At 45.1% G+C, this 26539-nt stretch carries 21 protein-coding genes, 2 tRNA genes and 3 rRNA genes; 17 read left to right on the top strand and 9 right to left on the bottom strand.

Annotated features, from left to right (window positions below):
• Positions 1 to 4 precede the first annotated feature (4 nt).
• The 4 genes from P8S55_RS00130 to apbC form a co-directional block, all read right to left on the bottom strand.
• Positions 5 to 424: a PIN domain-containing protein gene (locus P8S55_RS00130; RefSeq protein WP_289224278.1), complete on the bottom strand. Its 420-nt coding sequence runs from the start codon at positions 422 to 424 to the stop codon at positions 5 to 7.
• Positions 405 to 623 carry a hypothetical protein gene (locus tag P8S55_RS00125; RefSeq protein WP_289224277.1) on the bottom strand — a complete coding sequence of 73 codons (219 nt, stop codon included), beginning with the start codon at positions 621 to 623 and terminating at the stop codon, positions 405 to 407. Before P8S55_RS00125 ends, P8S55_RS00130 begins: the two co-directional genes overlap by 20 nt.
• A 26-nt stretch (positions 624 to 649) precedes the next feature.
• Positions 650 to 2683: a methionine--tRNA ligase gene (gene metG, locus P8S55_RS00120; RefSeq protein ID WP_289224276.1), complete on the bottom strand. Its 2034-nt coding sequence runs from the start codon at positions 2681 to 2683 to the stop codon at positions 650 to 652.
• A 68-nt stretch (positions 2684 to 2751) separates the two neighbouring features.
• Positions 2752 to 3885, bottom strand: coding sequence for an iron-sulfur cluster carrier protein ApbC (apbC, locus tag P8S55_RS00115; protein WP_289224275.1), 1134 nt, complete (start codon positions 3883 to 3885; stop codon positions 2752 to 2754).
• A gap of 211 nt (positions 3886 to 4096) precedes the next feature.
• Between apbC and P8S55_RS00110 the strand changes: the two genes are divergently transcribed.
• Positions 4097 to 5617: a phosphohexomutase domain-containing protein gene (locus tag P8S55_RS00110; RefSeq protein WP_289224274.1), complete on the top strand. Its 1521-nt coding sequence runs from the start codon at positions 4097 to 4099 to the stop codon at positions 5615 to 5617.
• Positions 5618 to 5637: 20 nt separating this feature from the next.
• Here P8S55_RS00110 and dcd read toward each other — a convergent pair whose 3' ends face one another.
• Genes dcd through purM form a run of 4 tightly spaced genes read right to left on the bottom strand, consistent with a single transcriptional unit; the run spans position 5638 to position 8671 of the window.
• Complete coding sequence (dcd, locus tag P8S55_RS00105) at positions 5638 to 6228, bottom strand: dCTP deaminase (RefSeq protein WP_289224273.1); 591 nt, start codon at positions 6226 to 6228, stop codon at positions 5638 to 5640.
• 11 nt (positions 6229 to 6239) lie between these two features.
• Positions 6240 to 7004, bottom strand: a complete 765-nt coding sequence (locus P8S55_RS00100; RefSeq protein ID WP_289224272.1) for a DUF3108 domain-containing protein — start codon at positions 7002 to 7004, stop codon at positions 6240 to 6242.
• Entirely contained in the window at positions 6955 to 7617 is a 663-nt protein-coding gene (gene purN, locus P8S55_RS00095) for a phosphoribosylglycinamide formyltransferase (RefSeq protein ID WP_289224271.1), read from the bottom strand. Before purN ends, P8S55_RS00100 begins: the two co-directional genes overlap by 50 nt.
• Before the next feature lie 7 nt (positions 7618 to 7624).
• On the bottom strand, positions 7625 to 8671 hold the full coding sequence (gene purM / locus P8S55_RS00090; protein WP_289224270.1) for a phosphoribosylformylglycinamidine cyclo-ligase: 1047 nt from the start codon (positions 8669 to 8671) through the stop codon (positions 7625 to 7627).
• A gap of 128 nt (positions 8672 to 8799) precedes the next feature.
• Between purM and P8S55_RS00085 the strand changes: the two genes are divergently transcribed.
• Genes P8S55_RS00085 through P8S55_RS00050 form a run of 8 tightly spaced genes read left to right on the top strand, consistent with a single transcriptional unit; the run spans position 8800 to position 13996 of the window.
• A complete protein-coding gene (locus P8S55_RS00085) occupies positions 8800 to 9861 on the top strand; it encodes a DUF8605 domain-containing protein (protein WP_289224269.1) in 1062 nt (353 codons plus the stop codon).
• Positions 9858 to 10577 (top strand): HdaA/DnaA family protein, encoded by a 720-nt coding sequence (locus P8S55_RS00080; protein ID WP_289224268.1) that lies wholly within the window; start codon positions 9858 to 9860, stop codon positions 10575 to 10577. Before P8S55_RS00085 ends, P8S55_RS00080 begins: the two co-directional genes overlap by 4 nt.
• A 49-nt stretch (positions 10578 to 10626) precedes the next feature.
• Complete coding sequence (locus tag P8S55_RS00075; RefSeq protein ID WP_289224267.1) at positions 10627 to 11157, top strand: TlpA family protein disulfide reductase; 531 nt, start codon at positions 10627 to 10629, stop codon at positions 11155 to 11157.
• A 47-nt stretch (positions 11158 to 11204) separates the two neighbouring features.
• Positions 11205 to 11729, top strand: a complete 525-nt coding sequence (locus tag P8S55_RS00070) for a thioredoxin family protein (RefSeq protein WP_289224266.1) — start codon at positions 11205 to 11207, stop codon at positions 11727 to 11729.
• 11 nt (positions 11730 to 11740) lie between these two features.
• Positions 11741 to 13057: a TolC family protein gene (locus P8S55_RS00065; RefSeq protein WP_289224265.1), complete on the top strand. Its 1317-nt coding sequence runs from the start codon at positions 11741 to 11743 to the stop codon at positions 13055 to 13057.
• On the top strand, positions 13054 to 13548 hold the full coding sequence (locus tag P8S55_RS00060; protein ID WP_289224264.1) for an efflux RND transporter periplasmic adaptor subunit: 495 nt from the start codon (positions 13054 to 13056) through the stop codon (positions 13546 to 13548). Before P8S55_RS00065 ends, P8S55_RS00060 begins: the two co-directional genes overlap by 4 nt.
• Complete coding sequence (locus P8S55_RS00055) at positions 13548 to 13817, top strand: hypothetical protein (RefSeq protein WP_289224263.1); 270 nt, start codon at positions 13548 to 13550, stop codon at positions 13815 to 13817. Before P8S55_RS00060 ends, P8S55_RS00055 begins: the two co-directional genes overlap by 1 nt.
• 50 nt (positions 13818 to 13867) lie before the next feature.
• Positions 13868 to 13996, top strand: coding sequence for a hypothetical protein (locus tag P8S55_RS00050; protein ID WP_289224262.1), 129 nt, complete (start codon positions 13868 to 13870; stop codon positions 13994 to 13996).
• Here the strand turns inward: P8S55_RS00050 and P8S55_RS00045 are convergent.
• Positions 13993 to 15705: a proline--tRNA ligase gene (locus tag P8S55_RS00045; RefSeq protein WP_289224261.1), complete on the bottom strand. Its 1713-nt coding sequence runs from the start codon at positions 15703 to 15705 to the stop codon at positions 13993 to 13995. The two genes, P8S55_RS00050 and P8S55_RS00045, sit on opposite strands and share 4 nt — an antisense overlap.
• 152 nt (positions 15706 to 15857) lie before the next feature.
• Between P8S55_RS00045 and P8S55_RS00040 the strand changes: the two genes are divergently transcribed.
• From P8S55_RS00040 to rrf, 8 genes are all read left to right on the top strand, one after another.
• Positions 15858 to 18680 (top strand): FAD-binding and (Fe-S)-binding domain-containing protein, encoded by a 2823-nt coding sequence (locus tag P8S55_RS00040; protein WP_289224260.1) that lies wholly within the window; start codon positions 15858 to 15860, stop codon positions 18678 to 18680.
• On the top strand, positions 18677 to 19252 hold the full coding sequence (locus P8S55_RS00035) for a Maf family protein (protein WP_289224259.1): 576 nt from the start codon (positions 18677 to 18679) through the stop codon (positions 19250 to 19252). The genes P8S55_RS00040 and P8S55_RS00035 overlap by 4 nt, the downstream gene beginning before the upstream one ends.
• 4 nt (positions 19253 to 19256) lie before the next feature.
• Positions 19257 to 20729: a ribonuclease G gene (gene rng, locus P8S55_RS00030; protein WP_289225278.1), complete on the top strand. Its 1473-nt coding sequence runs from the start codon at positions 19257 to 19259 to the stop codon at positions 20727 to 20729.
• A gap of 410 nt (positions 20730 to 21139) precedes the next feature.
• A 16S ribosomal RNA gene (locus tag P8S55_RS00025) occupies positions 21140 to 22678 on the top strand.
• Positions 22679 to 22741: 63 nt separating this feature from the next.
• Positions 22742 to 22817 (top strand) — tRNA-Ala (locus P8S55_RS00020).
• A gap of 46 nt (positions 22818 to 22863) precedes the next feature.
• Positions 22864 to 22940, top strand: a tRNA-Ile gene (locus P8S55_RS00015).
• A gap of 405 nt (positions 22941 to 23345) precedes the next feature.
• Positions 23346 to 26262 (top strand): 23S ribosomal RNA (locus P8S55_RS00010).
• Between the two features lie 139 nt (positions 26263 to 26401).
• Positions 26402 to 26517: ribosomal RNA gene (gene rrf / locus P8S55_RS00005) — 5S ribosomal RNA — on the top strand.
• The 16S, 23S and 5S rRNA genes sit together here with 2 tRNA genes alongside, the layout of an rRNA operon.
• Positions 26518 to 26539: the final 22 nt, after the last annotated feature.

Raw genomic sequence — 26539 nt, 5'->3', positions numbered from 1 at the left:
TTGCTCAGGTTGTTAAAAAAGGATTAATAATAGTTAGTTTATCGTTAATCAGCTGACCATGCTGCATGTCTTCTGAAAACAAAGTCTTGCAATTTTGTTGTAATGCGCTTGCAATAATCAAACTATCAAATGTGCAATATTGATAGCGATGGGCAACTTCTATGACTAGAAATAAGGTCTGCCTGTCGATGCAGGCAGGATTAAGTTGCACGATCAATTCCTTAGCAAGTGAGTAGAGTGTGGGTTCAGGGAGTATTTTCTTACGTTTACAAACATTAATAAACTCATTAATTACCTGAACAGATACTCTAGGTAAGTTTTGATTCGCAAATAGCAATCTAGCTGTTTTAGATTTATCACAGTCAGTAACTGAATATACCAGCAAGTTTGTATCAACAAAGCAGTTATCGTGCATTTGCTTCATCTCGGTTAAACTTGTAATCAGCAGGTAGCACGCCACCCGCACTACTTAACGAAGTAAAAAGGTCTTTGTTGTTTTTAGGCGGCTGTTGCTCAAATAAAACGATGAACTTTGCTGTTTTGTTATTCGCCAGCGCTTGCAGCTCCGGTGGTATTTCAACGACACCGTCATGAATAAGCGCTTCAAATTCGATTGCTTGCATCGTTATATCCTCACTGAAAGTTTAAACTATTTAACCCGCATGCCTGGTTGGGCGCCTTCGTCTGGGTTTAGGATGAATAGGTCTTTGCCGCCTGGGCCGGCCGCCAGTACCATGCCTTCGGACAAACCGAAGCGCATTTTGCGAGGGGCTAAATTGGCGACCATGACGGTCAACTTGCCGATTAAGTCTTCTGGTTCATAGGCGGATTTAATGCCCGCGAACACTTGACGCTCACCCAAGCCAATATCCAGCGTCAGTTTAAGCAGCTTGTTTGCTTCGGGAACGATTTCGGCATTGAGAATTTTAGCAATACGTAAATCAATTTTAGCAAAGTCTTCAATACTGATTTCCGGTGCAATCGGATCCAATGCGGATTGAGCAGGCGCGGGTTTAGTGGGTGTTGCTTGTAGGGTATGTTTTGAGTCTGCTAGCATTTTTTCAACCTGTGTTATGTCTAAACGCGTTAATAGGGCTTGGTAAGGCGCAATCGTGTGAGCGCGTAACGGGGTCTTGGCAGAATCCCAAGACCATTGGGTTTCATTAAAGAACTCACGGGCCTTGGTGCTGGTTTGCGGTAGTACCGGGGCGAGATAAATCATCAACAGGCGGAACAGGTTTAAGCCCACACTGACCGATTCATGTAACTCAGCCTCTTTGCCTTCTTGTTTGGCTAACACCCAAGGCGTGGTGTCGGCGATATACTCATTGGCTTTATCGGCTAGCGCCATAATATCGCGCATAGCTTGGCTGTATTCACGGTTTTCATACAATTGCGCAATCGCTTCACGTTTCGCGGAGAATGAATCAAACAAATTTTGCGCTGCTGACGACCAGGCCTGGTTGAGTTGACCCTCAAAACGCTTGGTGACAAAGCCGGCACAGCGGCTGGCGATATTGACGACTTTACCAATCAAATCAGAATTCACCCGCTGAACAAAATCATCGAGGTTTAAGTCCAGATCATCAATCCGGCTATTGAGTTTAGTCGCAAAATAATAGCGTAGATATTCAGGGTTAAGATGCTTTAAATAGGTGCTGGCCATTATAAAGGTGCCACGCGACTTGGACATTTTGGCACCATCGACGGTTAAAAAACCATGCGCGAAAATCGCCGAAGGCGTTCTAAAGCCTGCGCCCGCCAACATCGCCGGGAAGAATAGCGCGTGGAAGTAAACGATGTCTTTGCCAATAAAATGATACAACTCTGCTTGTGAGTCTTGCGCCCAATAGTCATCGAAGTTGATATTGTTTTTATCGCAATAGGCTTTAAACGACGCTAAATAACCAATCGGCGCATCTAACCAGACATAGAAAAACTTCTGGTCTTCACCGGGGATTTCAAAACCAAAGTAGGGCGCATCACGGCTAATATCCCACTTTTGTAAACCCGACTCAAACCATTCGCTCAGCTTGTTGGCGATTTGGGTTTGTAGGTGACCAGCTTGGGTCCATTCTTTGAGCATCGGTTCAAAGTGACCCAGCTCAAAGAACAAATGTTCGCTGTCTTTTTCAATCGGCGTCGCACCCGATACTACCGATTTCGGGTTTTTAAGTTCAGTGGGGCTATAGGTTGCGCCACAAACTTCGCAGTTGTCGCCATATTGATCATGTGCGCCGCATTTTGGGCAGGTGCCTTTGATAAAACGGTCTGGTAAGAACATTTGTTTTTCAGGATCAAACGCCTGTTTAATCGTTTTACGGCTAATGTGGTTGTTGGCTTTTAGCTGGTTGTAAATATAGTTGGCATAAAAACGGTTTTCTTCGGAATGAGTGGAGTGATATTGGTCAAACGCAATATTAAAGCCAGCAAAATCTTGTTGATGCTCTTGAGAAATCCGCGCAATCAGTGCTTCAGGACTAATGCCTTCGGATTGCGCGCGCAGCATAATCGGGGTGCCATGCGCGTCGTCAGCGCACACATAAATACAGTTGTGACCACGTTGTTTCTGGAAACGTGACCAAATATCGGTTTGAATGTATTCCACCAAATGACCCAAGTGAATCGGGCCATTAGCATAGGGAAGCGCACTGGTAATTAAGATTTTTCTGACCGAACTCATTGCCTTATCCGTTGTTTTTAAATTTAACCAAGTATTATAACGCCTGAGCAGGTTTATAATGATGGATTCTAGCTCTGCTCAATCACAATTTTAGGAAAGGCAGCCGAGTAGTTACGTTTAGCATCCGCTAATTGAGCGCTAATTTTAAAGCTGATCTCGCGGTACTTGTTAGCATAGGCACCATCCGGTTCGGCCACCATGCTGGGTTTGCCTTGGTCGGCCTGTTGGCGAATTGCCATCGCCAGTGGCATCGCGCCTAAAAAGGGAATACCATAGGTTTGGGCAAGTTTTTCGCCGCCGTTCTCACCAAAAATCGCTTCCTCATGACCGCAATTTGAACAAATATGGGTGCTCATGTTTTCAATAATGCCCAGGACTGGGATATTAACCTTTTCAAACATCTTGTAAGCTTTTTTGGCATCAATCAAGGCCAAATCCTGAGGCGTGGTGACAATCACCGCACCGCTGACAGGGATTTGTTGGGCAAGCGTAAGCTGCACATCGCCGGTACCTGGGGGCAAGTCAATAATCAAATAATCTAAATTATCCCAAGCGGTTTCTTTGAGGAGTTGGGTAAGGGTTTGGGTCACAATCGGGCCGCGCCAGATCATTGGCGTGTCTTCTTCGATTAAAAAGCCAATCGACATGGCTTGCAAACCATGCGCTTGCATAGGCTGCATGCTTTTACCGTCTTCAGAGTTGGGCTTGCCATGCAAACCCAGCAAGGTCGGCAGGCTAGGGCCATAAATATCGGCATCTAACACACCGACGCGTGCGCCTTGTTCAGCTAACGCCAGGGCAAGGTTGATGCTGGTGGTCGACTTGCCCACGCCGCCTTTGCCCGAACCCACCGCAATAATATTCTTGATTTGCGCTAGGGCTTGAACATTAGGCTGTGTTTGGTGGGCTTTAATTTTTATTTGGTGGTTGATTTTTGTTTTATCTATACCTTCAATTTGACAAAGTAACTTGTTGAGCTTTTCGTCGACTTCAGCATGAAGTGACTTGGCCGGATAGGGCCAGTTAAGCGTAAATGACAGGGTGTGCGATTTTAGACTCAGGTCTTGAATGCATTTGATAGCATTTAAGTCTGTTTTCATGTGAGGTAAGCTAAACCCTGATAAGTTGGATTCAATCTGTTGCTTCATGGCTTCACTGATGCCATCCGTCGCATCGCCAAATAAACGGTCTAAAAACCCCATTGTTCACTCCAAAGGTGTAAAAATAATCCTTTAGCAATTCTATCAAGAATAGAATTAAATTGCACTTAAGTCCTAAGCCTAACACAGGCCTTGATATTTATCGTTGCAGACTCAGGAAATACTGGAAAATAAATAAATCTTCGGTGTCTTATCCAAACTGCAATTACTGTACACTTAAAACTGACTCACTATTGATTATATTGGAGGCGATATGGATGCTGAACAATGGCTAAAACTACAAAACGGCTCGGATATTCGTGGCATTGCATTAAACGGGATTGAGGGTGAAACGGTAAATTTAGACGAGGATAGAGCGAATTGCATTGGCCAGGCCTTTGCCGTTTGGTTAAGCCAGCGATTAAGCATGCCGTTTGATCAACTACGTATTTCAGTCGGTCGGGACAGTCGAATTTCGGGCCCTATGCTCAGCCAAAGCCTTTGTGAAGGTTTAATGGCACGTCAAGCCCGTGTTACGGACTTTGGATTGGCATCGACACCTGCAATGTTTGTGTCAACGATTAGTAATGAACAAAGCATAAAACCTAGTTTTCACGGTGCGATTATGATTACTGCAAGCCACTTACCCTTTAATCGAAATGGTTTTAAGTTTTTTACCGATCAGGGGGGGCTTGAAAAACAGGATATTACTAAGCTGCTTACGCTTGCGTCGTCATGCATATCCATGGTTTGTGAAAATAAATCGAGTCAATTGGATTTTATGGCCGTTTATGCAGCAGGCCTGGTTGAAAAAGTGCGCCGAGGGATTGAGCATGCTGCTCATTATCAGGCGCCACTTTCAGACTTGAAAATCCTAGTGGATGCGGGTAATGGAGCGGGTGGTTTTTTTGTTGATCGCGTACTTAAGCCATTAGGTGCAGACACCACGGGGAGTCAGTTTTTAGAACCAGACGGTCGGTTTCCAAATCACGTGCCGAATCCCGAAGATGCAGCGGCAATGCAATCTATTCGTGATGCCGTATTAACGCATCAGGCGGACTTTGGGATTATTTTTGATACGGATGTAGATCGCAGTGCAGCGGTGGATCATCAAGGGCAGACGTTAAATCGGAATAGATTAATTGCCTTAATCTCCGCAATCCTAATTAGGCAACATCCAGGATCGACGATTGTGACGGACTCCATTACTTCTGATGGGTTGACCGACTTTATTGAAATTGAACTGAAGGGCAAGCATCATCGGTTCAAGCGCGGTTATAAAAACGTGATTAATGAAGCCATTCGCTTAAATCAACAAGGTGTTTTTTCACCCCTTGCGATTGAAACCTCGGGCCATGCAGCTTTAAAAGAAAACCATTTTCTTGATGATGGTGCCTATTTAATAACTAAGCTTTTAATTGAGTTGGCAAAAGCGAAGCTTAATTCGCAAACACTGGGCGATTTAATTTCTGGCCTCAAAGAACCTGTTGAAGACAAAGAGATTCGTTATCGAATAGAGCAGGAAAACTTTCAACTATATGGTCAAAAGGTCTTGGATGAACTCAAACAGTTTGTTATCGAGCAAGGGGATTGGATAGAGGTTCCAAAAAACCATGAGGGGGTTCGTGTTAAGTGTAATTCAGTCGATGAGCAAGGCTGGTTTTTGCTCAGACTCTCCTTGCATGATCCCGTGCTGGCGCTAAATGTCGAGTCGAATATTCAAGGCGGTAGCGCGGCTATTTTAAAAAAGCTAACGCCCTTTATTTCAAGGTTTAACTACTTGGTCGAGCGATAGTAATAGGCGAGGTGATTGGGTTATTGTCCTTGGTCTTGATTAATTCGGCTCGATGTGGGGCCTGATTGGTTTTGATATTTGGCATCCGTTCGCTTGTTATAGGGTTTTTTTGCTGGACTGGAAAGGGTTTCAAAGTTGATGGCGCAAATATCCATGCCAGGGCGAAGGGCTAAGGGTAACTTGCCACTGTTGAATATTTCCAATACGATTTGTCCTTGCCAGCCTGGATCAATCCGGTGTGCGGTAACGTGAACCATTAATCCAAGTCGAGCTAGACTCGAGCGCCCATCTAGCCAGCCAACCAAGTCATCTGGAATCGTGATGGATTCAAGGGTTGAAGCCAAGGCCAATTCACCTGGGTGTAGGAAAAACGCTTGGTCTTGTTCGATAATGATTTCATTTCCCATTACTTTATCGAGTAATGCTTGAACCTGCTCACGTGGACCACTGAGATCAATATAGGGTGCGGTGTGGTCATTAAATACACGAAAACGCTTGTCGAGACGTAAGTCAACGCTTATACCTTTTATTTTATTATCCGTGGGCATGGGTTCGATTTTAATGCGTTGTTGCTCTAGTGCAATTGAAATATCTTGGTCACTCAGTTTCATATTCTAGTCTCTTAGTGAAAGGTTGGGCGCTTTAATAAGCTTAAGGTCATACCACGCCGACGTTTTTTATCGTAAATTTCAACCTGCGCTGGAAACAGATTAAGATCGGTTGCAAGCCAGATCGATACTTTATATTCAGGTGTATCAGCAACATAATGATTTGTTTTTAGTCGAGATTTGAACGCGCTGCTGAGCAAAACTTCACCAAAATCGTTGAAGGTTAGGAGGCGTTGGCGCTTTTCTTCTTGCAGGGTCATGGTGTCTATGGGTTGATTGTTTAGTAGGCGGTGTTGCAGTGCATAAGCCATGGATAAAGGGTCAAAGGTGTTGGTGTCATAAGCCCAGCTTTGGTTTCGCTCTAGGTTTTCGATGGTTAAGGTGTCAGGATTTAGGCTAACAAAGACCTGGTCGACAACGTCTTGACTTCTAATTTTTATGGTCTTGTTTTCATAACTGAGCCAGTATAAAACATTGTCTTTAAGCGCTAATTGAACACGCTCATGGCCTTCCTCACCAATTAGTCGGCGCGCTAGTCCCGTTGGGGTTGCATGGCTTGTTAAATCACATTGTTGATTTTTACAGGTGAGTGAGTGGTCGGCTCGGCCAATAGTTAATCCAAAGGCTTCAATTTTATAACTGGCTTCGAAAGGGGTTAACGCGTTTGCATTTAGTGTTGTAAACAGCGTTGTGCAGATGAAAGCGAGTGTGATTGGGAAGCGGTGAGTGTTAATCATTGTGTAAATGACTGAGTTGAAGGGGCGTGTTAAGTTTTTCATTTTGGAACCAGGCCTGGTTGTTGTTAAGCTTAATGTCGCCTTGGGCAAACAGTTGAACTGCAATAGGATAAGTCTGGTGTTCTAGTTGATGAATTTGTTGTTGGAGTGTTGGAGCATTCAGGTTAGGTTGAATTTTAAGACTCGCTTGTAAAATAACTGGGCCAGCGTCCAGTTCTGCCGTTACAAAATGGATGCTCAAGCCATGTTCCGCATCACCTGCATCAAGTGCACGTTGGTGCGTGTTTAGCCCAGGGTATTTTGGAAGAAGGGATGGGTGGATATTAATCATCCGTCCTAAATAGTGCCGAGTAAACAGCGGGGTTAAAACCCGCATAAACCCCGCCAGAACCACCAGGCCTGGTGGTTCTTCGTCAATTTCATTAATTAAAGCCTGTTCAAATAATTCGCGATTTTTATAACGCGTATGATCGATTAAAGCCGTTGGTATCTGGTGTTGTTTTGCACGGTCTAAACCATAGGCATCGGGTTTATTAGCGACAACTTTGACAATCTTGTATTGACAGTCCTCGCGCCTTTGGTAGTCGATTAAGGCTTGAAGGTTGGAGCCATTGCCTGACACTAATACGACTACTTTTAACAAAGGGCGCGCCATGGTGTGACTACTCGCTGACAAGCTCAACAAAAGGCTCGACTTGGTTGGTTGACTTTATTTCACCTATAACCGAAACCTGTTCACCAAGCTGTTGAAGTATTTCGACGGCTTGCGCCTGGTCAGCTGGATCTACAACGAGAACCATACCAATACCACAGTTAAAGGTGCGGTGCATTTCTATAAAGTCAACATTTCCGCGGTCTTGTAACCAGTCAAAAACCGCAGGGCGTTGCCAAGTTTTTGTATTTACGTGAGCGCACGTATTGTTGGGCATCACGCGAGGTAAGTTTTCAACAAGACCGCCACCTGTAATGTGAGATAGGGCTTTAACTTCAACTTTTGTAAATAACTCAAGTAATGATTTAACATAGATTCGGGTCGGGGCCATTAAGGCGTCGACAAGAGGCTGTCCATTTAAGTCTTGGGATAAATCTTCGCCACTGACTTCGATAATTTTTCGAATCAGCGAGTAGCCGTTTGAGTGCGGACCTGATGAAGCAAGACCAAGAAGTACATCACCGGCTTTTACTTTTGTTCCGTCAATCAATTGATCTTTTTCAACGATACCCACACAAAAGCCAGCTAAATCATAATCGCCAATAGGGTACATGCCCGGCATTTCAGCCGTCTCACCACCAATTAACGCACAACCTGATTGTAGGCAGCCTTCACCGATACCCTGAATTACATCTTTGGCAATAGCTATGTCGAGTTTGCCGGTGGCGTAATAGTCAAGAAAAAACAAGGGTTCTGCCCCTTGAACAATAAGATCATTGACACACATCGCGACTAGATCTACACCGACTTGGTCATGTTTTCCTGTATCGATGGCTAATCTAAGTTTTGTGCCGACACCATCGGTACCTGATACTAAAACTGGGTTTTTGTATTTTCCTATAGGTAATTCGAATAGGGCACCAAAACCACCCAGGGATGCCAAAACTTCAGGTCTGGCGGTGGCTTTAGCAATAGGTTTAATCGCTTGTATGAGGGCATCACCAGCATCGATATCGACGCCAGCATCTTTGTAACTTAGTGAGGCTTTGTTTGTCATAGGTGTTTAAACTTTTGTTAGCGTTTAGAAAGCAAGTAGGTCAAACAATTAGCATCAATTGCTAAATCAGCCTAACCTACATGCAAAAAAATATTATGATATTGTAACCAAAAAACAGCGAGGCGGGTATGAGAAGTTTAATACTTCGGTTAGTAATCAGTGTATTTATGTTATTTCCAACGGTCCAGGCGCAAGATTCATTGGATTTATTCAAAATTGAAAAGCCATTGGAACAGTATAACGTCAATGAATTGAACGTTTATTTGCAGCAGGCAATGGCCGACCTTTTGGTAAGGCTGGTGGGTGATGCAGGTTTTTCGACCACACCGGAGGCGCAAAAACTTATTCGCAATGCGCGTCAGTGGGTTGTACGTTTTCAGCTGGTTAACCGAGAAATTGATGGTGTAATCATGGGGCAAAGCTTGGCGGTTGAATTTGATCGTCATAGATTGCTAGCTGAGTTTCATCAGTCAGGCATTAATATGTGGCCTCTAAATTTTAGGCCTAAAACATTTATGCTAGGCCAGTGGGAACAGGCTGGACTCTTGGAAGATATTTCCGCACAGAGTTTAGAGTACCGTGTTGACCTGGATTTTAGGCTCTATGCTCAATTATTAGGTTTACCGATTAAGTTGCCGGAAGATAGGCGTATCGTTGAGTTATTTCCTTCTCCGCAGACGTTTTTTAGCGCGAATCGAATCAATGCCGATTTTGTCAATAGCATAAGTGATGGTCATCAGTTCCTGTTTGTCTATAAGGCCGATCGAATCGGTGAGGTTATTAGTTGGGCTTGGCGGCTCTATTCGCTTGAGAATGGTGAGCTCGTATTGGAGGGGGAAGAGGTTGGTGAATCTTTTTTAGCGTTGATGGCGTCGTCACTTGATCGACTACTTGCATTTTACTCTGCGCCTTATCGCCAAGGATTGGGTAATGTTGGTCTAATTGATGTTGAAATTGCCAATATAACTAGCTTTCAGATTTTTAATCTTATCGAATCCTCGTTATCTGATTTGCAACCGATAGTCACTAATGTGAGATTAGCCGAACTTCAGGCTGATAAAGTAAAATTTGAAGTTACCTATAATGGTCAACTTTCAAATTTATTTGACCAATTGGATCTGTTAAAACAAATAGAATGGACTCAGCAAAGTTTGTTTCAAGGACAATTAAAGGGGCGCTACCAGCCGTGAAAGAACAGAATATGCTAGTGCAGTTACCACTCAAAATTAGTTTACGTAATGATGCTAGTTTTAAAACCTTTGTCGCGGAGCAGGAATTGATTGCGCAAACCTTAAGTAGTTTGCAGCAGCCAGATAAACCCCAGTATGCAGGCTGTTACTATTTTTATGGGCCAGAAGGCGTGGGAAAAACACATTTGTTGCAGGCGGCTTGTCGCTTTTATAGCGAAAAACAATTACAAAGTGTGTTTTTCCCTTTAATGGACAAGGGCTTGCCTTTAATTGCAGACGTTTTGGTCGGGTTGGAGGTGACTGATTTGGTCTGTTTAGACGGGGTGGAGGCTATTTTGGGTGATCCGGCCTGGGAAAAAGCCTTAGCCAATTTGGTGGCTAAATCAAAGGTTCAAGGTCATAGGGTTTTGTTGGCTGGGCAGATGCCAATCCGCGACTGGCCAATGGTAACCGATGCTTTGCGAGCAGAAGTTTTCTCTATTATGCCTATCCCTTTGGCGCCCATTACGGACAAGGATTCGTTAATATTGGCATTACAACGTCATGCAATTAATCGCGGGTTTGAACTTTCGTTAGATGTAACTAATTTTTTAATAAAACGATTTTCTTTAGATCTTCAAGAGTTGCTGGCCGTTTTGCAGTTGTTGGAACAAGCGAGTTTGGCCGAAAAAAGGCGAATGACTCTCCCCTTTGTTAAGGATGTACTCGCAAGATAAGGTTTAGCAAAATACTAGTAAAGTAAAAAATATTGAATAGGAGTTTTCGATGAACGCAAGGATGAAAATGGTTAACGTAACTAATTTAGTTAAATGGATGGCACTCAGTTTAGGATTGATGGTCTTATTTACCCTCTCTGTCCAGGCTAAAACCGACATTGAGTTTGTTGATATGCAGGGTAATAAAGTGATGCTGTCTGATTTTAAAGGCCAGTGGGTGGTAGTCAATATTTGGGCAACATGGTGTCCACCCTGTATTAAAGAAATGCCGGATTTAACCTTTTTTCACGAGCAAAATAAGGAGAATGGGGCGATCGTTTTAGGTGTTAATTTTGAAAATATACCAGTAGAAAAGGTTAATGCGTTTACCGAAGAATTGATGATCAGTTTTCCTATTGTGCGTTTTGCGGATGTTGATTTGAACTCAAATCGCACACCGTTTGGCCCTTTGCGTGGCTTACCAAGCACTTATATGGTTGCACCGAGTGGTGAAGTTGTTGCAGGGCGTGCAGGCCTGGTGAATCAAGAAATACTAGAAGGTTTTATTAAGTCTTATGAGGAAAAGCATTTAAAAAATTAAACCTAGCTGAATTCTAATAAAATAGCTCAAAAGAGCAGGAGGAAATCATGAAGACGCTAAAGACGCTAAATGTAATAAAATACGGGTTGGTTGGCCTAATGCTAATGTTTAGCCACCAGGCCTGGTCGAATGACTTTTTTGATGATAGCTTTGGTAATTTTCAAGAAGAACTGGAGCTAGCTAGAGACGATAAAAAATTAGGCGTATTTATTTTTTTTGAAATGGATGATTGCCCTTTTTGTCATAGAATGAAGGAAACCATCCTTAAAGAACCCGATGTAATTGACTATTTCCATCAGTTTTTTAAAGTGTATCGCTTCGATATTGAAGGCGCAAGCCCAGTAACCGATTTTGATGGAACCGACTATAACACGGGAAAAGAAATGGCTGAACGTAAATATCGCGTTCGTGCAACACCGGTAATGATGATGTTTGATTTAGATGGTCAGCCAATGGCGCGCTACACCGGCCCGACGCACACTAAAGAAGAGTTTTTGTTATTCGGGCGTTATGTTGTTGAAGGGCATTATCAAACCATGCCGTTTAACCGTTTTAAACGCACACAAGACTAGGGGTGGTGAACATGAAGTTCAAACTTATTTCATCGCTAATCTTGTCGATGGGGTTAGCTGTTCAGGCTGCAGAAAAAGAACCCTTGCCGTCGCCTTTAACCCTCGATTATGTTCTTAACTTGCCGGCATCCATGAGTCCCCCTGTTTTAGCAAGGCAAGCGGCGTTATATAAATCTCAAGCTAACCTCAAAGAAGTTCAAGCACAAGATGGCTTTGCGCTCAGTCTACAAGGACGACTGGGTCAGCGTGAATTCAATGGTGAACGTCAGAATCATCATTTAGCTGCTTTGCATTTTGGGCTTCCGCTCTATGATTTTGGTCAGACCGAAAAGTTAAGCCAGGCCTGGTTGTTGGATGCTCAAGCTCAATCTTTAGCGGTGGAAGCGGCTGAAAATGAATTTCGATTAATGTTGATGCAGGCCTACTTTAATGTGTTGTTAGCAGACATGAATTATCGGGTTGAAAACGAAGCGATGGCGATTGCCTTTGTTACTCTGGATAAGATACGTGAGGATCATGCGCTGGGGCGTGTAGCAGACGTTAAACTTTACCAGTACGAAAAGGATTATCAGCAAGCGTTTGTAACACGTCAGCGTGCACAAGCCAATTTGCGCCGTTCACGTATGCTATTGGCGAACACAATGGGACGTGCTGATGCGGTTATTTCACGGGTTGAGCTTCCGCAATTTGCGAATATTCCAACCGATATGGAACGGGTTGAAGTGTATCTTGAACAAGCCGTAACGAATAATCATGAGATTTTGTCTTTGAAACACTCGCAATTGGCGGGGCAGCAACGAATCGGTAGTGCGCAGGCGGCTAAAAAGCCGCGTTTCCGTGCTGACGCCTGGGTTGGTCAGCTTTCCAGTTACCCTGAGGTTCGTGAAGGTCATTGGCATGCTGAAGTGTCGATGTCTATGCCGTTGTTTGACAGTGGGCTCATTCAGTCAAGAGTTGAGCGCGAGCGTGCACAGCTTCAGCAAGCACAAGCGGAGCGCATGGCGGCTGAGCAAAAAGTTCGTCAACAGGTCACAGACTTATTTTTCCAATTAAGCCTGTTGAATGTGGAGCAACAAGCCATAGACGCATCAAAAATATTTGCGGCTTTTAATATGGACTATAAGCGCGCCCTTTATGAAAATGAACAGCAGTCTGATTTTGGTGATGCATTGGTGACGATTTCCCAGGCAGACTATGACGCTTTGGCCTTTGAGTTAAAGCGTACCTTGCTTTGGGCGCAGATGGCATTTGCAACGGGCGGTGATGCCTCTTTTATCGTTCAAGCTAACCAAAACAAAACCAAGAGTGAAGGGAGTGATTCGAAATGAAACGTTTAGGACTTTTTGCTGTGTCGTTAATGATGGCGTTTAATCTATCGGCTGCAGAGATTAAAATTGGCTCACTTGTTTCAGGGCAAGTGGCGAAGCTTGAAGTAAAAGAAGGTCAACAGGTGCGTGCTGGTCAGTTAATTATGACGATTGATGACCGTCGTTATCAAGCTAAGCTAGGGGTTTTAGAGGCTGATCTAGCTTATCGTCAAGCGGCGCTGGATGATGCTAAGATTGAGTATGAGCAGGTTGAGGATCTTTATGATCGTACTGTTATAGCTCGTCGGCCATTTGAGCGTGCTAAGCTGGATTTAGAACTCGCTCAGCAAGCTTTTGCTAAAGCACAAGCTGAATTAGCCCTACATCAGGCCTGGGCGGACTATTTTTATATTAAAGCTCCGCAAGCTGGACGTATTAAAACACTAGCGGTGACGCAGGGTAGTACGGTGTTTAATGAGAATCAATTGTTATTTATACTGGAGGCTAATTAATGGCAAGCTGGGCGACAAAAACGCAATATGGTTTAAAATATTGGCGTTTAGCAATACATCTCGTTTTCAAAACTAAACGTTTTGGCGTGAATAATCAGTGGTGGGCGCGCCATCCTTCGCCGATTGGCTGGGAATGGTATCAAATTGTTTGGGGTATTTTGACGGTGATGCCGGTTGTGCGAAACTATCAGTCTATGAAAGTGCGTAGCTGTATTGGCTGGATGCCTCAAGCTGAATGTGAAGCATTATTTGCAAGAAAAAAAGGGTAGGGGTATGCAGACTGACCAGTAAGCAATTACTGGCGCACCATCGTTTGGTTATGCGTAACGAGATAGAAGCGCAAGCCGCTATGTCGGTGGCAGAGTTACATGAATTTAACTTTAATAATCAAACGCCCCCTTTATTCTGTCCGCTAGCTGACTATCAACAAGAGCGTTTAGTTTGTTAACCGAGTTTGGCTAGTAAGAATGAGATAAACTCATCTTGATCTATATGTTGACTTTCACTATCTCGACGGTGTTTATATTCGATTTTTCCTTCATCCAGTCCTCGCTCTCCTATAACAATACGGTGGGGAATACCGATTAATTCCATATCATTAAACATGACACCTGGGCGCTCATTACGATCGTCAAACAGCACCTCAATGCCTCTAGTGGTTAATTCATTATAAAGCTGTTCAGCCGCTTCTTTAACGCGCGGTGATTTATGCATTTGCATCGGTACGATACAGAGTTGAAAAGGCGCAATGGCATCGGGCCATATAATCCCTTTTTCATCATGATTTTGTTCAATAGCTGCGGCAACAACACGCGTTACGCCAATACCGTAACAACCCATTTGTAATAGTTGCGCACGACTGTTTTCGTTTAGAACGTTAGCGTTTAGGGCTTTTGAGTATTTATCACCTAGCTGGAAGATATGCCCCACTTCAATGCCACGTCGAATTTGAATCGTGCCTTTACCATCCGGGCTTGGGTCACCTTCAACCACATTTCGAATATCAGCAACCAGGCCTGGTTGAAGATCACGTTCCCAGTTGACGCCCGTCAAGTGATAACCGGTTTTGTTTGCGCCACATACAAAGTTTGCGCACTGAGCAGCGGCTCGATCAACAATTATCGGAATAGTCAAACCTACTGGTCCAATTGAGCCCGCATCACAACCCGCTATTTGTTTGATCTGTTGTGCAGTGGCAAAGGTCATTGGGCTAGCAACCTGGCCGAGCTTTTCGATTTTAATGTCATTGAGTTCATGATCGCCCCGAACAACAAGTGCAATCACAGGCTTGGCTTCTGACGCACCTTGAACCAGTAGTGTTTTAACGGTTTGTGATGCGGGTATTTTTAAAAACTGGCAGACTTCATCAATGCTGTGAATATTGGGTGTTGCTAGTTCGGTCATGGGCTGTGATGGGTTAGGGCGTGCTTCAATTGGTGTTAGCGCTTCGGCTAGTTCCACGTTCGCGGCAAAGTCGCTGTCCGTTGAAAATGCAATGACATCCTCGCCTGAATCAGCCAACACATGGAATTCATGCGAACCATCCCCACCAATAGAGCCTGTGTCCGCTTGCACCGCGCGGAAATTTAATCCCATGCGTTCAAAAATACGATGATAGCTATCAAACATCACTTGATAGGTGGTTTCCAAACTTGCACGGTCTAAATGGAATGAATAGGCGTCCTTCATAATAAATTCACGTGAACGCATCACGCCAAACCTTGGACGAATTTCGTCACGGAATTTAGTTTGAATTTGATAAAAGTTGGCAGGTAATTGTTTATAGCTACGAATTTCCTTACGCACTATATCTGTAATGACTTCTTCATGCGTTGGCCCAAGGCAGAAATCACGCTGGTGTCGATCTTGCATCCTAAGTAACTCAGCACCGTACTGCTGCCAGCGCCCAGATTCTTGCCATAGTTCAGCCGGTTGAACAACAGGCATAAGGACTTCTTGTGCGCCAGCACGGTCCATTTCTTGGCGGATGATGGTTTCAACTTTGCGCAATACTTTTAATCCGAGCGGTAACCAGGTGTAGAGCCCTCCCGCCAAACGGCGGATTAATCCTGCTCGCAGCATGAGTTGATGGCTGATGATTTCTGCATCTGTAGGGGTTTCACGGGTGGTCGCGATTAGAAGTTGCGAGGTTTTCATCGAATTAAAATCCTTTTATTGTTTTTTAGAAAAGCAGGAGATAAATGGGTAACTATTCTAGCACGTCGCCCGTCAAATTGAATTGATCCCTAGTTAATCTGTTTGCTAGAGTGTCTATGAAGTAAAATAGAAAAAAATTTAAAGGATGTGACGTGCTCTACTCTACCGATGCTTCTGTGTATGAACTTGTTCCCAATAAAGTGAGTGTGCCCCTCAGCGCGCAGGATTTTGTAAATGAAATACGCCGGGCGCTGAATGCGGCTGAAACGATTACGCTACGTGGTGGGGGGTCTTCTCTTGCTGGGCAGGCAATTGGTGAGGGTACCCTTATTGATATTTCAAAACATTTAAACCAAGTCTTGGAGTATCGCCCCTCTCAACAGTGCGTTAAGGTAGAACCAGGCCTGGTTCTGGACGAACTCAATCAGCGACTTGGTTATGATGAGCTCTTTTTTCCTGTCGATGTTTCTACCTCCAATCGTGCAACCCTAGGTGGCATGATAGCGAATAATTCTGCTGGCGCTTATTCGCTATATTATGGCACTACACGCGAGTGGGTCGAGTCGCTAGAGGTAATTTTGTCAGATGGCTCCGCGGCGTGTTTTGAGCCTTTGAGCGCTAATGAGCTTGATGAAAAGATGGCGTTAAATAGCCTTGAAGGTGAAATTTATCGACAGCTGATGCGGTTATTAAAAACACACCAACAAGCCATTCTTGATGCCTCTTCAGACCCCAGCATTATCCGACGAAACACCGGTTATGCTTTAGATGTTTTGCTGCGTGATTATCAACCTTTTAACCCCAAGGGACAGCCTTTTAATTTAACGCCTTTAATTTGCGGTTCAGAAGGTAGTTTATGTGCGATTACCTCTGCCACCTTGAAGTTAAGCAAAAAACCAAAACATCGCCAATTAATTTGTGCCCATTTTGAAACCGTTGATCAGGCTTTGAGTTTGGTTGAACCCTTATTAGCCTTCAAGCCCGCCGCTATTGAGTTGATTGATCAATTGACCTTAGCGTGTACCGCTCAAAATACTGAGCAAACGGTTAATCGTTTCTGGGTTGAGGGAAGTCCTGGTGCGGTTTTGGTCATCGAGTTGTTTGCGCATTCGGCTGGTGAGTTAAAGCAAGGGTTAATTGAGAAGCAGGCCTGGTTGCTAGCGAAAGGTGCGTATAGTGCGCCGGTGATTTCTCAGCAACAAGCGCATCAGGTATGGGCGTTGAGGAAGGCGGGGTTAGGACTTTTAATGGGGAAGCGGGCGCGAAAGAAAGCGGTGGCGGTGATAGAGGATGCAGCCGTGCCTATTGATCAGCTCCCTGCGTTTTATCGTGCGGTTAAACTATTGCTAGCTAAGCATCAAGTTAACGCGGTTTTTTATGGCCATGCTTCGGTAGGGTTGATTCATATTCGCCCAGAGCTAGATTTAGCAGATAAGGCTTCGCGGATGCTGTTTGCTGAACTCGCTGATGAGTTTGCTCAATTGGTTAAGCAGTTTAAAGGCGCCTTGTCCGGTGAACATGGTGATGGCCGTTTGCGAGCCCCCTTTATTCGGCAGCAGGTTGGGGAAAAAGTTTATAGTGTTTATCAACAAATAAAATCAGTGTTTGATCCAAACAATCAATTCAATCCTGGTGTGATTATTACTGATAAGTCGATTTTGCAACCGATGCGCGCAGATCGTCAGCCTATTAAAAAATTAAATCCAGGCTTTGATTGGCGTGGTGATATTAGCTTGATGGACGCGGTAGAAAAATGCAATGGTGCTGCGGCCTGTCGCAAGACAACGGGCACAATGTGTCCTTCCTATCAAGCTAGTAGAGAAGAAGCTTATTCAACCAGAGGGCGGAGTAATTTATTGCGCAGAGCGCTAACTGAACCTGATCCTATTGCAGCGCTGGGCATGCCCCAACTCCAAGATGCATTATCCCATTGTTTGGCGTGCAAGGCATGTAAAACAGAATGCCCCGCGAGTGTTGATATGGCACGCCTTAAGGCCGAAGTAAGTTATCAACTTAAACCCGGTAAAGCGATTAAATGGGCATTGGGTAACCAGAAAAAACTGATGGCCTGGGCACAAAAAAACCCGAACCTATCGAGTTGGTTGCAGAAAATGGGTTTGTCCTCTAAAGCGCTTGGCCTGGATGTGCGTAGGCCTTTGCCTAAAATGGGGGCGTTTGATTTACAGGCCTGGTGGCAGGCGCAAACGCAAATGATTAAGCCAGGCACAAATCAGCAAAAGGTTTGGGTACTGGTGGATCTATATAGCCAATATCAAGAACCTGAGGTAGGCAAGGCTACTCTTCAGAGCCTTCTTAAGCTAGGTCTAGATGTTTGGCCTCTTTTCATGAATGCCTCACCAAGGACACTTATTAGCCAAGGTTTATTGCAAGAGGCAGCGGCTGAGTTAGCGCGCGTTGTTAAGGTATTGTCAAATGTGGCTTTTGGTGATTATATTATTGGGATAGAGCCTTCTGAAGCATTAACTTGGCGTGACGAAGCGAGAGATTTACTTCCTAAGAAGGCCGATTCGTTTAATTATTCAGCGATAATGCTGTATGAAGAGTTGATGTTGGACTTGATTAAACAACAGCGTTTTCCAATGATTACAGCCGTCGATAAGCGCGTTTGGGTGCATGTGCATTGCCACCAAAAATCCTTAGCCAAGGCAGGAGATGTAAACAAGGTTCTAGCGCAAGTGCCAGGCCTGGTGGTTAATACTGTTAATTCAGGCTGTTGTGGAATGGCGGGAGATTTTGGCTACCTACACTATGATATGTCGGTTAAGATTGCCCAGCAGGCTTTGCTCCCCGCTTTAGAGCAAGCAAACGAGAATGATTGGATTATTGCGACTGGTTTAAGTTGTCGTCAGCAGATTGCCGATCTGTCCGATAAGCGTGCTATTCATTTGGCGCAGTTGATAGATCAGATTTTACCCGCGCCAGTAGCCGCATCGAATTCAAGGAGTGTGGGATGAGCAAAAAACTATATCTTGCGTCAAGTTCACCACGAAGAGCAGAGTTGCTTTCTCAAATGGGATTGAGTTTTCAACTGGTTAAGGGCGACGTTGAAGAAACAAGACGTAAAAATGAATCGGCTGAAGACTTTGTTGTACGTATGGCGCTTGAAAAAGCACAAGCAGGTTTACGCACTCTAAATAATTCAGCGGCATGGATCATTGGTGGCGATACGTTATTGCTGATAGATAATCGGGTTATTGGCAAGCCAAGCTCAAAGCAAAACTTCATCGAAACGATGCATAAGCTTTCAGGGACTTGGCATGAGGTTCTATCGGCGGTAGCCCTTGTGAATCAGTCATTAGCCTTGGCTCAACTCAATAGAACCCGTGTCAAATTTAAACAGCTTTCGGAAGAAGACATAGCTCATTATTGGGCTACGGGTGAGCCATGCGATAAAGCGGGAGGCTACGCCATTCAAGGTCTGGGTGCCAAATACGTCGAATCTATAGAAGGTAGTTTTTCAGCCGTAATGGGTTTGCCAATTTTTGAACTAGAACAACTGCTAAATCAAAGCAGTTTTTATGAGTGATGCCATGAACAGTGAAGAAAAAGTTTTAGTCAATATTACGCCCAACGAAACCCGTGTCGCTTGGGTTGAAAACGGAGTGCTTCAGGAGGTATGGGTTGAGCGTTCAAAAAAACGTGGTTTAGTAGGTAATATTTATTGGGGTAAGGTCGAGCGGGTATTGCCAGGTATGCAGGCAGCTTTTATAGACATTGGCTTATCACGCGCCGCTTTTTTACATGTTTCAGACCTGTCAGGCGAACTGATTCAAAAAAAATCGCCAGACACGCCAGAAGATATTGCAAAACTCCTGCATGAGGGTCAAAAGATCATGGTGCAGGTAGTTAAAGATCCCTTAGGCTCAAAAGGCGCACGAGTCACCATGCAAGTATCCATTCCGTCTCGGTTATTAGTGTATATGCCATCTGAAAAAACCTTGGGTGTTTCGCAAAAAATTGATTATTCTGAAGAGCGAGAGCGGTTGAGAGAGTTAATGAAGCAAATACCCGAAGCAAAAGACATTGAAGGCGGCTTCATTGTAAGAACCGTTGCTGAAGGGGCAGATTTTCATGAACTAAGAGCCGATATGATTTACCTTCAGCGCTTATGGCAGTCTATTGTTGAAAAAGCTAAATTAGCAACCAAGTCGCAGATTATTTACGAAGACCTGCCGCTCTACCTAAGGATCTTGCGAGATATACCAAACGCGGGTATTGAGAAAATTCGTGTAGACTCAGCGGAAACCTTTCAAAAGATGCTCAACTTTGCCAAGATGTATGTACTCGAAGTCACCGAGAAGTTGGGGCATTATCAAGGCGAAAGACCTATTTTTGATTTATATAATATAGAGGATGAAATTCAAGCCGCACTTGAGAAGCGTGTTTCACTTAAGTCAGGGGGATACTTAATCATAGATCAAACAGAGGCAATGGCCACTATAGATGTGAATACGGGTGGTTTTGTTGGGCATAAAAACCTCGAAGAAACCATCTATCGAACAAACCTTGAAGCAACACAAGCGATTGCCCGTCAACTAAGGTTACGTAACTTGGGTGGAATTATAATTCTCGACCTTATTGATATGGAAGAGGCAGAGCACAAAAAACATGTATATGATGCATTGATAAAAGCTTTGGCAAAAGATCGCGTTAAAACATCAATAAGCGAGATTTCCAGGCTTGGCCTAATTGAGATGACACGAAAACGCACACGAGAAAGCTTAGAACGAACGTTGTGTGAAACCTGCCCAGTTTGCAATGGACGAGGTGTCGTTAAAACAGCCGAAACCGTAGCCTATGAAATTTTTCGAGAAATTACACGAATGGACAAATCGTTTGATGCAGAGCGTTATCGTGTTATAGCAGCAGAAAGTGTCGTTGCCAAGATAATGGATGAGGAATCAGATAGCGTTGCTTCGTTAGAAGCTTTTCTAAAAAAACCTATAAGTTTTCAGGCTGAAAGTTGTTATCCAGCGGAGTTTTTTGATGTTGTAATGATGTAATTCAACAATTCTAATAGCTAAGTTGTTGATATAGTGCAAATGTAAAAAAATAATTCAAAAAAAATTAAAATAACGCTTGCGTGGGCACCGATATTCTGTAGAATACGCCTCACTTCGACGCCAAGGCGCTGAAGCAGAAACACGAGAAGAGATTTGAAGAAAAAAGTTTGAAAAAACGATTGACACAAGTTTCAAAGCGAGCTAACATAGCTGGCTTACTGAGTAAGAAACACTTGCTTAGTGAACGAATTAAGTTCTTTAAAAATCAGGTAATTCAGAGATAATTTATGTGGAAGTGCTTAGGTGCGCAGAAGCAAAAATTAACTCGAAACGACAAATGAAGTATAGGTAGAAGTAATTCTTCCATGTTAACTTTGTCAATTCCGAGTGTTTTATATATGTTCAAGATTAAACTGAAGAGTTTGATCCTGGCTCAGAATGAACGCTGGCGGCAGGCCTAACACATGCAAGTCGAACGGTAACAGAAGAGCTTGCTCTTGCTGACGAGTGGCGGACGGGTGAGTAATGCATAGGAATCTACCCTCTAGTTGGGGATACCGTAGGGAAGCTTACGTTAATACCGAATATACTCTAAGGAGTAAAGGTGGCCTCTACTTGTAAGCTATCGCTAGAGGATGAGCCTATGTTAGATTAGCTAGTTGGTGAGGTAATGGCTCACCAAGGCGACGATCTATAGCTGGTTTGAGAGGATGATCAGCCACACTGGGACTGAGACACGGCCCAGACTCCTACGGGAGGCAGCAGTGGGGAATATTGGACAATGGGCGCAAGCCTGATCCAGCCATGCCGCGTGTGTGAAGAAGGCCCGAGGGTTGTAAAGCACTTTTAGCGAGGAGGAAAGGCATTAAGTTAATACCTTGGTGCTGTGACGTTACTCGCAGAAAAAGCACCGGCTAACTCTGTGCCAGCAGCCGCGGTAATACAGAGGGTGCAAGCGTTATTCGGAATTACTGGGCGTAAAGCGCGCGTAGGCGGATTGTTAAGTCAGTTGTGAAAGCCCTGGGCTCAACCTAGGAATGGCGATTGAAACTGGCAGTCTAGAGTTTAGTAGAGGGAAGGGGAATTTCTGGAGTAGCAGTGAAATGCGTAGATATCAGAAGGAACATCAGTGGCGAAGGCGCCTTCCTGGACTAAAACTGACGCTGAGGTGCGAAAGCGTGGGGAGCAAACGGGATTAGATACCCGGTAGTCCACGCCCTAAACGATGTCAACTAGCTGTTGGTCTTATTAAAAAGATTAGTAGCGCAGCTAACGCGATAAGTTGACCGCCTGGGGAGTACGGTCGCAAGATTAAAACTCAAAGGAATTGACGGGGGCCCGCACAAGCGGTGGAGCATGTGGTTTAATTCGATGCAACGCGAAGAACCTTACCATCCCTTGACATCCACAGAACTTTCCAGAGATGGATTGGTGCCTTCGGGAACTGTGAGACAGGTGCTGCATGGCTGTCGTCAGCTCGTGTCGTGAGATGTTGGGTTAAGTCCCGCAACGAGCGCAACCCTTATCATTAGTTGCTAGCATTTAGTTGAGAACTCTAATGAGACTGCCGGTGATAAACCGGAGGAAGGCGGGGACGACGTCAAGTCATCATGGCCCTTATGGGATGGGCTACACACGTGCTACAATGGTCGGTACAAACAGTTGCGAAGCCGCGAGGTAGTGCTAATCTGAGAAAGCCGATCGTAGTCCGGATCGGAGTCTGCAACTCGACTCCGTGAAGTCGGAATCGCTAGTAATCGTGAATCAGAATGTCACGGTGAATACGTTCCCGGGCCTTGTACACACCGCCCGTCACACCATGGGAGTGGGTTGCACCAGAAGTAGCTAGTCTAACCCTCGGGAGGACGGTTACCACGGTGTGATTCACGACTGGGGTGAAGTCGTAACAAGGTAGCCCTAGCGGAAGCTGGGGCTGGATCACCTCCTTTAAGAAAAAGCGACTGCAAGCCTTTGCGCTTTCACATAAATTGTCTCTGAATTACCAATAGCCTGGGGCTATAGCTCAGCTGGGAGAGCGCCTGCCTTGCACGCAGGAGGTCTGCGGTTCGATCCCGCATAGCTCCACCAATTTATACGGGTCGGTGCGGCGCATCAAGGCAGGCCTAAACAAATTGGGTCTGTAGCTCAGTTGGTTAGAGCGCACCCCTGATAAGGGTGAGGTCGGTGGTTCGAATCCACCCAGACCCACCAATAAAAACCGCTCATGTGGTTTTAATTACACCGTGCTAAGGCGCCAAGTAATTGAGAATGTATGAGCGGTTCTTATTGCCAAAAAGAGAAGTAGAAGATACTGATCTGCTTCTCGGTAATAACCGAAAGTTCTTTAAAAATTAGGAAGTAATCTCTGCAAAGAGACGTTGTAATGATTGATGAGATCATTGTAACGAAATTCAATCTAGTCTCCAACTAGATTGAAGTAATAGGTAATACATGTATCTTGATGGGCAATCTCAAGCGAACATGTCAGCGAAGAATCTTAGTTACGTTGTATGCTCAAAAAGCACGCTTTGATTGAGTTATTTAGCAATAAATAAGTCAACACAAAAGGTCAAAGCCAACGCATTAGTTTACTAATAAGTTATTTTTGAGTTGTATAGTTAAGTGATTAAGCGTACACGGTGGATGCCTAGGCGGTAGAAGGCGATGAAAGACGTGATAGCCTGCGAAAAGCTTCGGTGAGGTGGCAAATAACCTTTGACCCGGAGATGTCTGAATGGGAAAACCCATCCTTTCGAGGATATCCCTATATGGGAGGCTAACCCGGGGAACTGAAACATCTAAGTACCCGGAGGAAAAGAAATCAACCGAGATTCCCTAAGTAGCGGCGAGCGAACGGGGACCAGCCCTTAAGCAAGAACTACGTTAGCACAATGGTGTGGAAAAGCCAACGATACAAGGTGATAGTCCTGTATGCGAAAACGTTATTTTTGTGAAAACGAGTAGGACGGGACACGTGAAATCCTGTCTGAATATGGGGGGACCACCCTCCAAGGCTAAATACTCTCTACCGACCGATAGTGAACCAGTACCGTGAGGGAAAGGCGAAAAGAACCCCAGAAGGGGAGTGAAATAGAACCTGAAACCGTGTACGTACAAGCAGTGGGAGCCCCTCACTAAAGTGTCTTCACTTTAGTGAGAAAGCCAAGCTAAAGATAAGACACTTTAGTGAGGGGTGACTGCGTACCTTTTGTATAATGGGTCAGCGACTTACTGTGTGTTGCAAGGTTAACCGAATAGGGGAGCCGTAGGGAAACCGAGTCTTAAATGGGCGACTAGTAGCATGCAGTAGACCCGAAACCGGGCGATCTATCCATGGCCAGGATGAAGGTTGAGTAACATCAACTGGAGGTCCGAACCCACTAATGTTGAAAAATTAGGGGATGAGCTGTGGATCGGAGTGAAAGGCTAATCAAGCCCGGAGATAGCTGGTTCTCCCCGAAAACTATTTAGGTAGTGCCTCATGTCTCACTGTTGGGGGTAGAGCACTGTTATGGTCTAGCGGGCCGTCAAGGCTTAGCAGCCCATTGCAAACTCCGAATACCAACAAGTGCAATCATGGGAGACAGACAGCGGGTGCTAACGTCCGTTGTCAAGAGGGAAACAACCCAGACCGCCAATTAAGGTCCCTAAACACTACTCAGTGGGAAAGGATGTGGGAAGGCTTAGACAGTCAGGAGGTTGGCTTAGAAGCAGCCATCCTTTAAAGAAAGCGTAATAGCTCACTGATCGAGTCGGCCTGCGCCGAAGATTTAACGGGGCTAAGTAGTGTACCGAAATTGCGGATGCCAAAAGGCATGGTAGGGGAGCGTCGTGTAAGTCTGAGAAGGTGTGCTGGAAGGCATGCTGGAGATATCACGAGTGCGTATGCTGACATAAGTAGCGATAAAGGGAGTGAAAAGCTCCCTCGCCGAAAGCCCAAGGTTTCCTACGCAACGCTAATCGACGTAGGGTTAGTCGGCTCCTAAGGTGAGGCTGAAAAGCGTAATCGATGGGAAACAGGTTAATATTCCTGTACTTTTTATAACTGCGATGGAGAGACGGAGAAGGCTAGGCCAGCAAGGCGATGGTTGTCCTTGTTTAAGGTGGTAGGCAGAAGACTTAGGCAAATCCGGGTCTTTAATGCCGAGAACTGATGACGAGTCCTCTTTTGGACGAAGTGGTTGATGCCATGCTTCCAAGAAAATCTTCTAAGCTTCAGGTTATAAAGAACCGTACCCCAAACCAACACAGGTGGGCAGGATGAGAATTCCAAGGCGCTTGAGAGAACTCGGGTGAAGGAACTAGGCAAAATAACACCGTAACTTCGGGAGAAGGTGTGCCCTTGAAGGTGAAGGACTTGCTCCGTAAGCGTTTGAGGGTTGCAGAGACCAGGTGGCTGCGACTGTTTATTAAAAACACAGCACTGTGCAAAATCGAAAGATGACGTATACGGTGTGACGCCTGCCCGGTGCCGGAAGGTTAATTGATGGGGTTAGCGCAAGCGAAGCTCTTGATCGAAGCCCCGGTAAACGGCGGCCGTAACTATAACGGTCCTAAGGTAGCGAAATTCCTTGTCGGGTAAGTTCCGACCTGCACGAATGGCGTAACGATGGCCACACTGTCTCCACCCGAGACTCAGCGAAATTGAAATCGCGGTCAAGATGCCGTGTACCCGCGGCTAGACGGAAAGACCCCGTGAACCTTTACTACAGCTTTGCACTGGACTTTGATACTATCTGTGTAGGATAGGTGGGAGGCTATGAAGCGCGGACGCCAGTTCGTGTGGAGCCATCCTTGAAATACCACCCTGATCGTATTGAGGTTCTAACCTCGAGCAGTGAATCCTGCTCAGGGACAGTGTATGGTGGGTAGTTTGACTGGGGCGGTCTCCTCCTAAAGAGTAACGGAGGAGCGCGAAGGTACCCTCAGCACGGTCGGACATCGTGCAATGAGCGCAAGAGTAAAAGGGTGCTTGACTGCGAGACTGACACGTCGAGCAGGTGCGAAAGCAGGTTCTAGTGATCCGGTGGTTCTGTGTGGAAGGGCCATCGCTCAACGGATAAAAGGTACTCCGGGGATAACAGGCTGATACCGCCCAAGAGTTCATATCGACGGCGGTGTTTGGCACCTCGATGTCGGCTCATCACATCCTGGGGCTGAAGTCGGTCCCAAGGGTATGGCTGTTCGCCATTTAAAGTGGTACGCGAGCTGGGTTTAGAACGTCGTGAGACAGTTCGGTCCCTATCTGCCGTGGGCGTTGGAGAATTGAGGGGGGCTGCTCCTAGTACGAGAGGACCGGAGTGGACGAACCGCTGGTGTTCCAGTTGTCATGCCAATGGCACTGCTGGGTAGCTACGTTCGGAAAAGATAACCGCTGAAAGCATCTAAGCGGGAAACTTGCCCCAAGATGAGTTCTCCCTAGACTTTAAGTCTTCTAAAGAGCCGTTCAAGACCAGGACGTTGATAGGCAAGGTGTGAAAGCGCAGTAATGTGTGAAGCTAACTTGTACTAATTACTCGTGAGGCTTAACTATACAACTCAAAAGTGACTTAACTGATGTGTAGCTTGAGATAAAAGCTAAACCAAGATACAGTGTCCTATTACAAAGCAGAGATTACTTCTTAGCAAAGAATTTTAGTAAATGGCTAAAACTCATTTACAAAACCGAATTGCTTGGCGACCATAGCGGAATGGAACCACCTGATCCCTTCTCGAACTCAGAAGTGAAACGTTCCAGCGCCGATGGTAGTGTGGGGTCTCCCCATGCGAGAGTAGGTCATCGCCAAGCTCCATACATGCTAAACCCTAGA

This window comes from Thiomicrospira sp. R3 (assembly GCF_029581415.1).
GTDB lineage: Bacteria > Pseudomonadota > Gammaproteobacteria > Thiomicrospirales > Thiomicrospiraceae > Thiomicrospira.
Note: the sequence above shows the minus strand (reverse complement) of the source record. Positions and strands in the feature narration are given on the sequence as shown.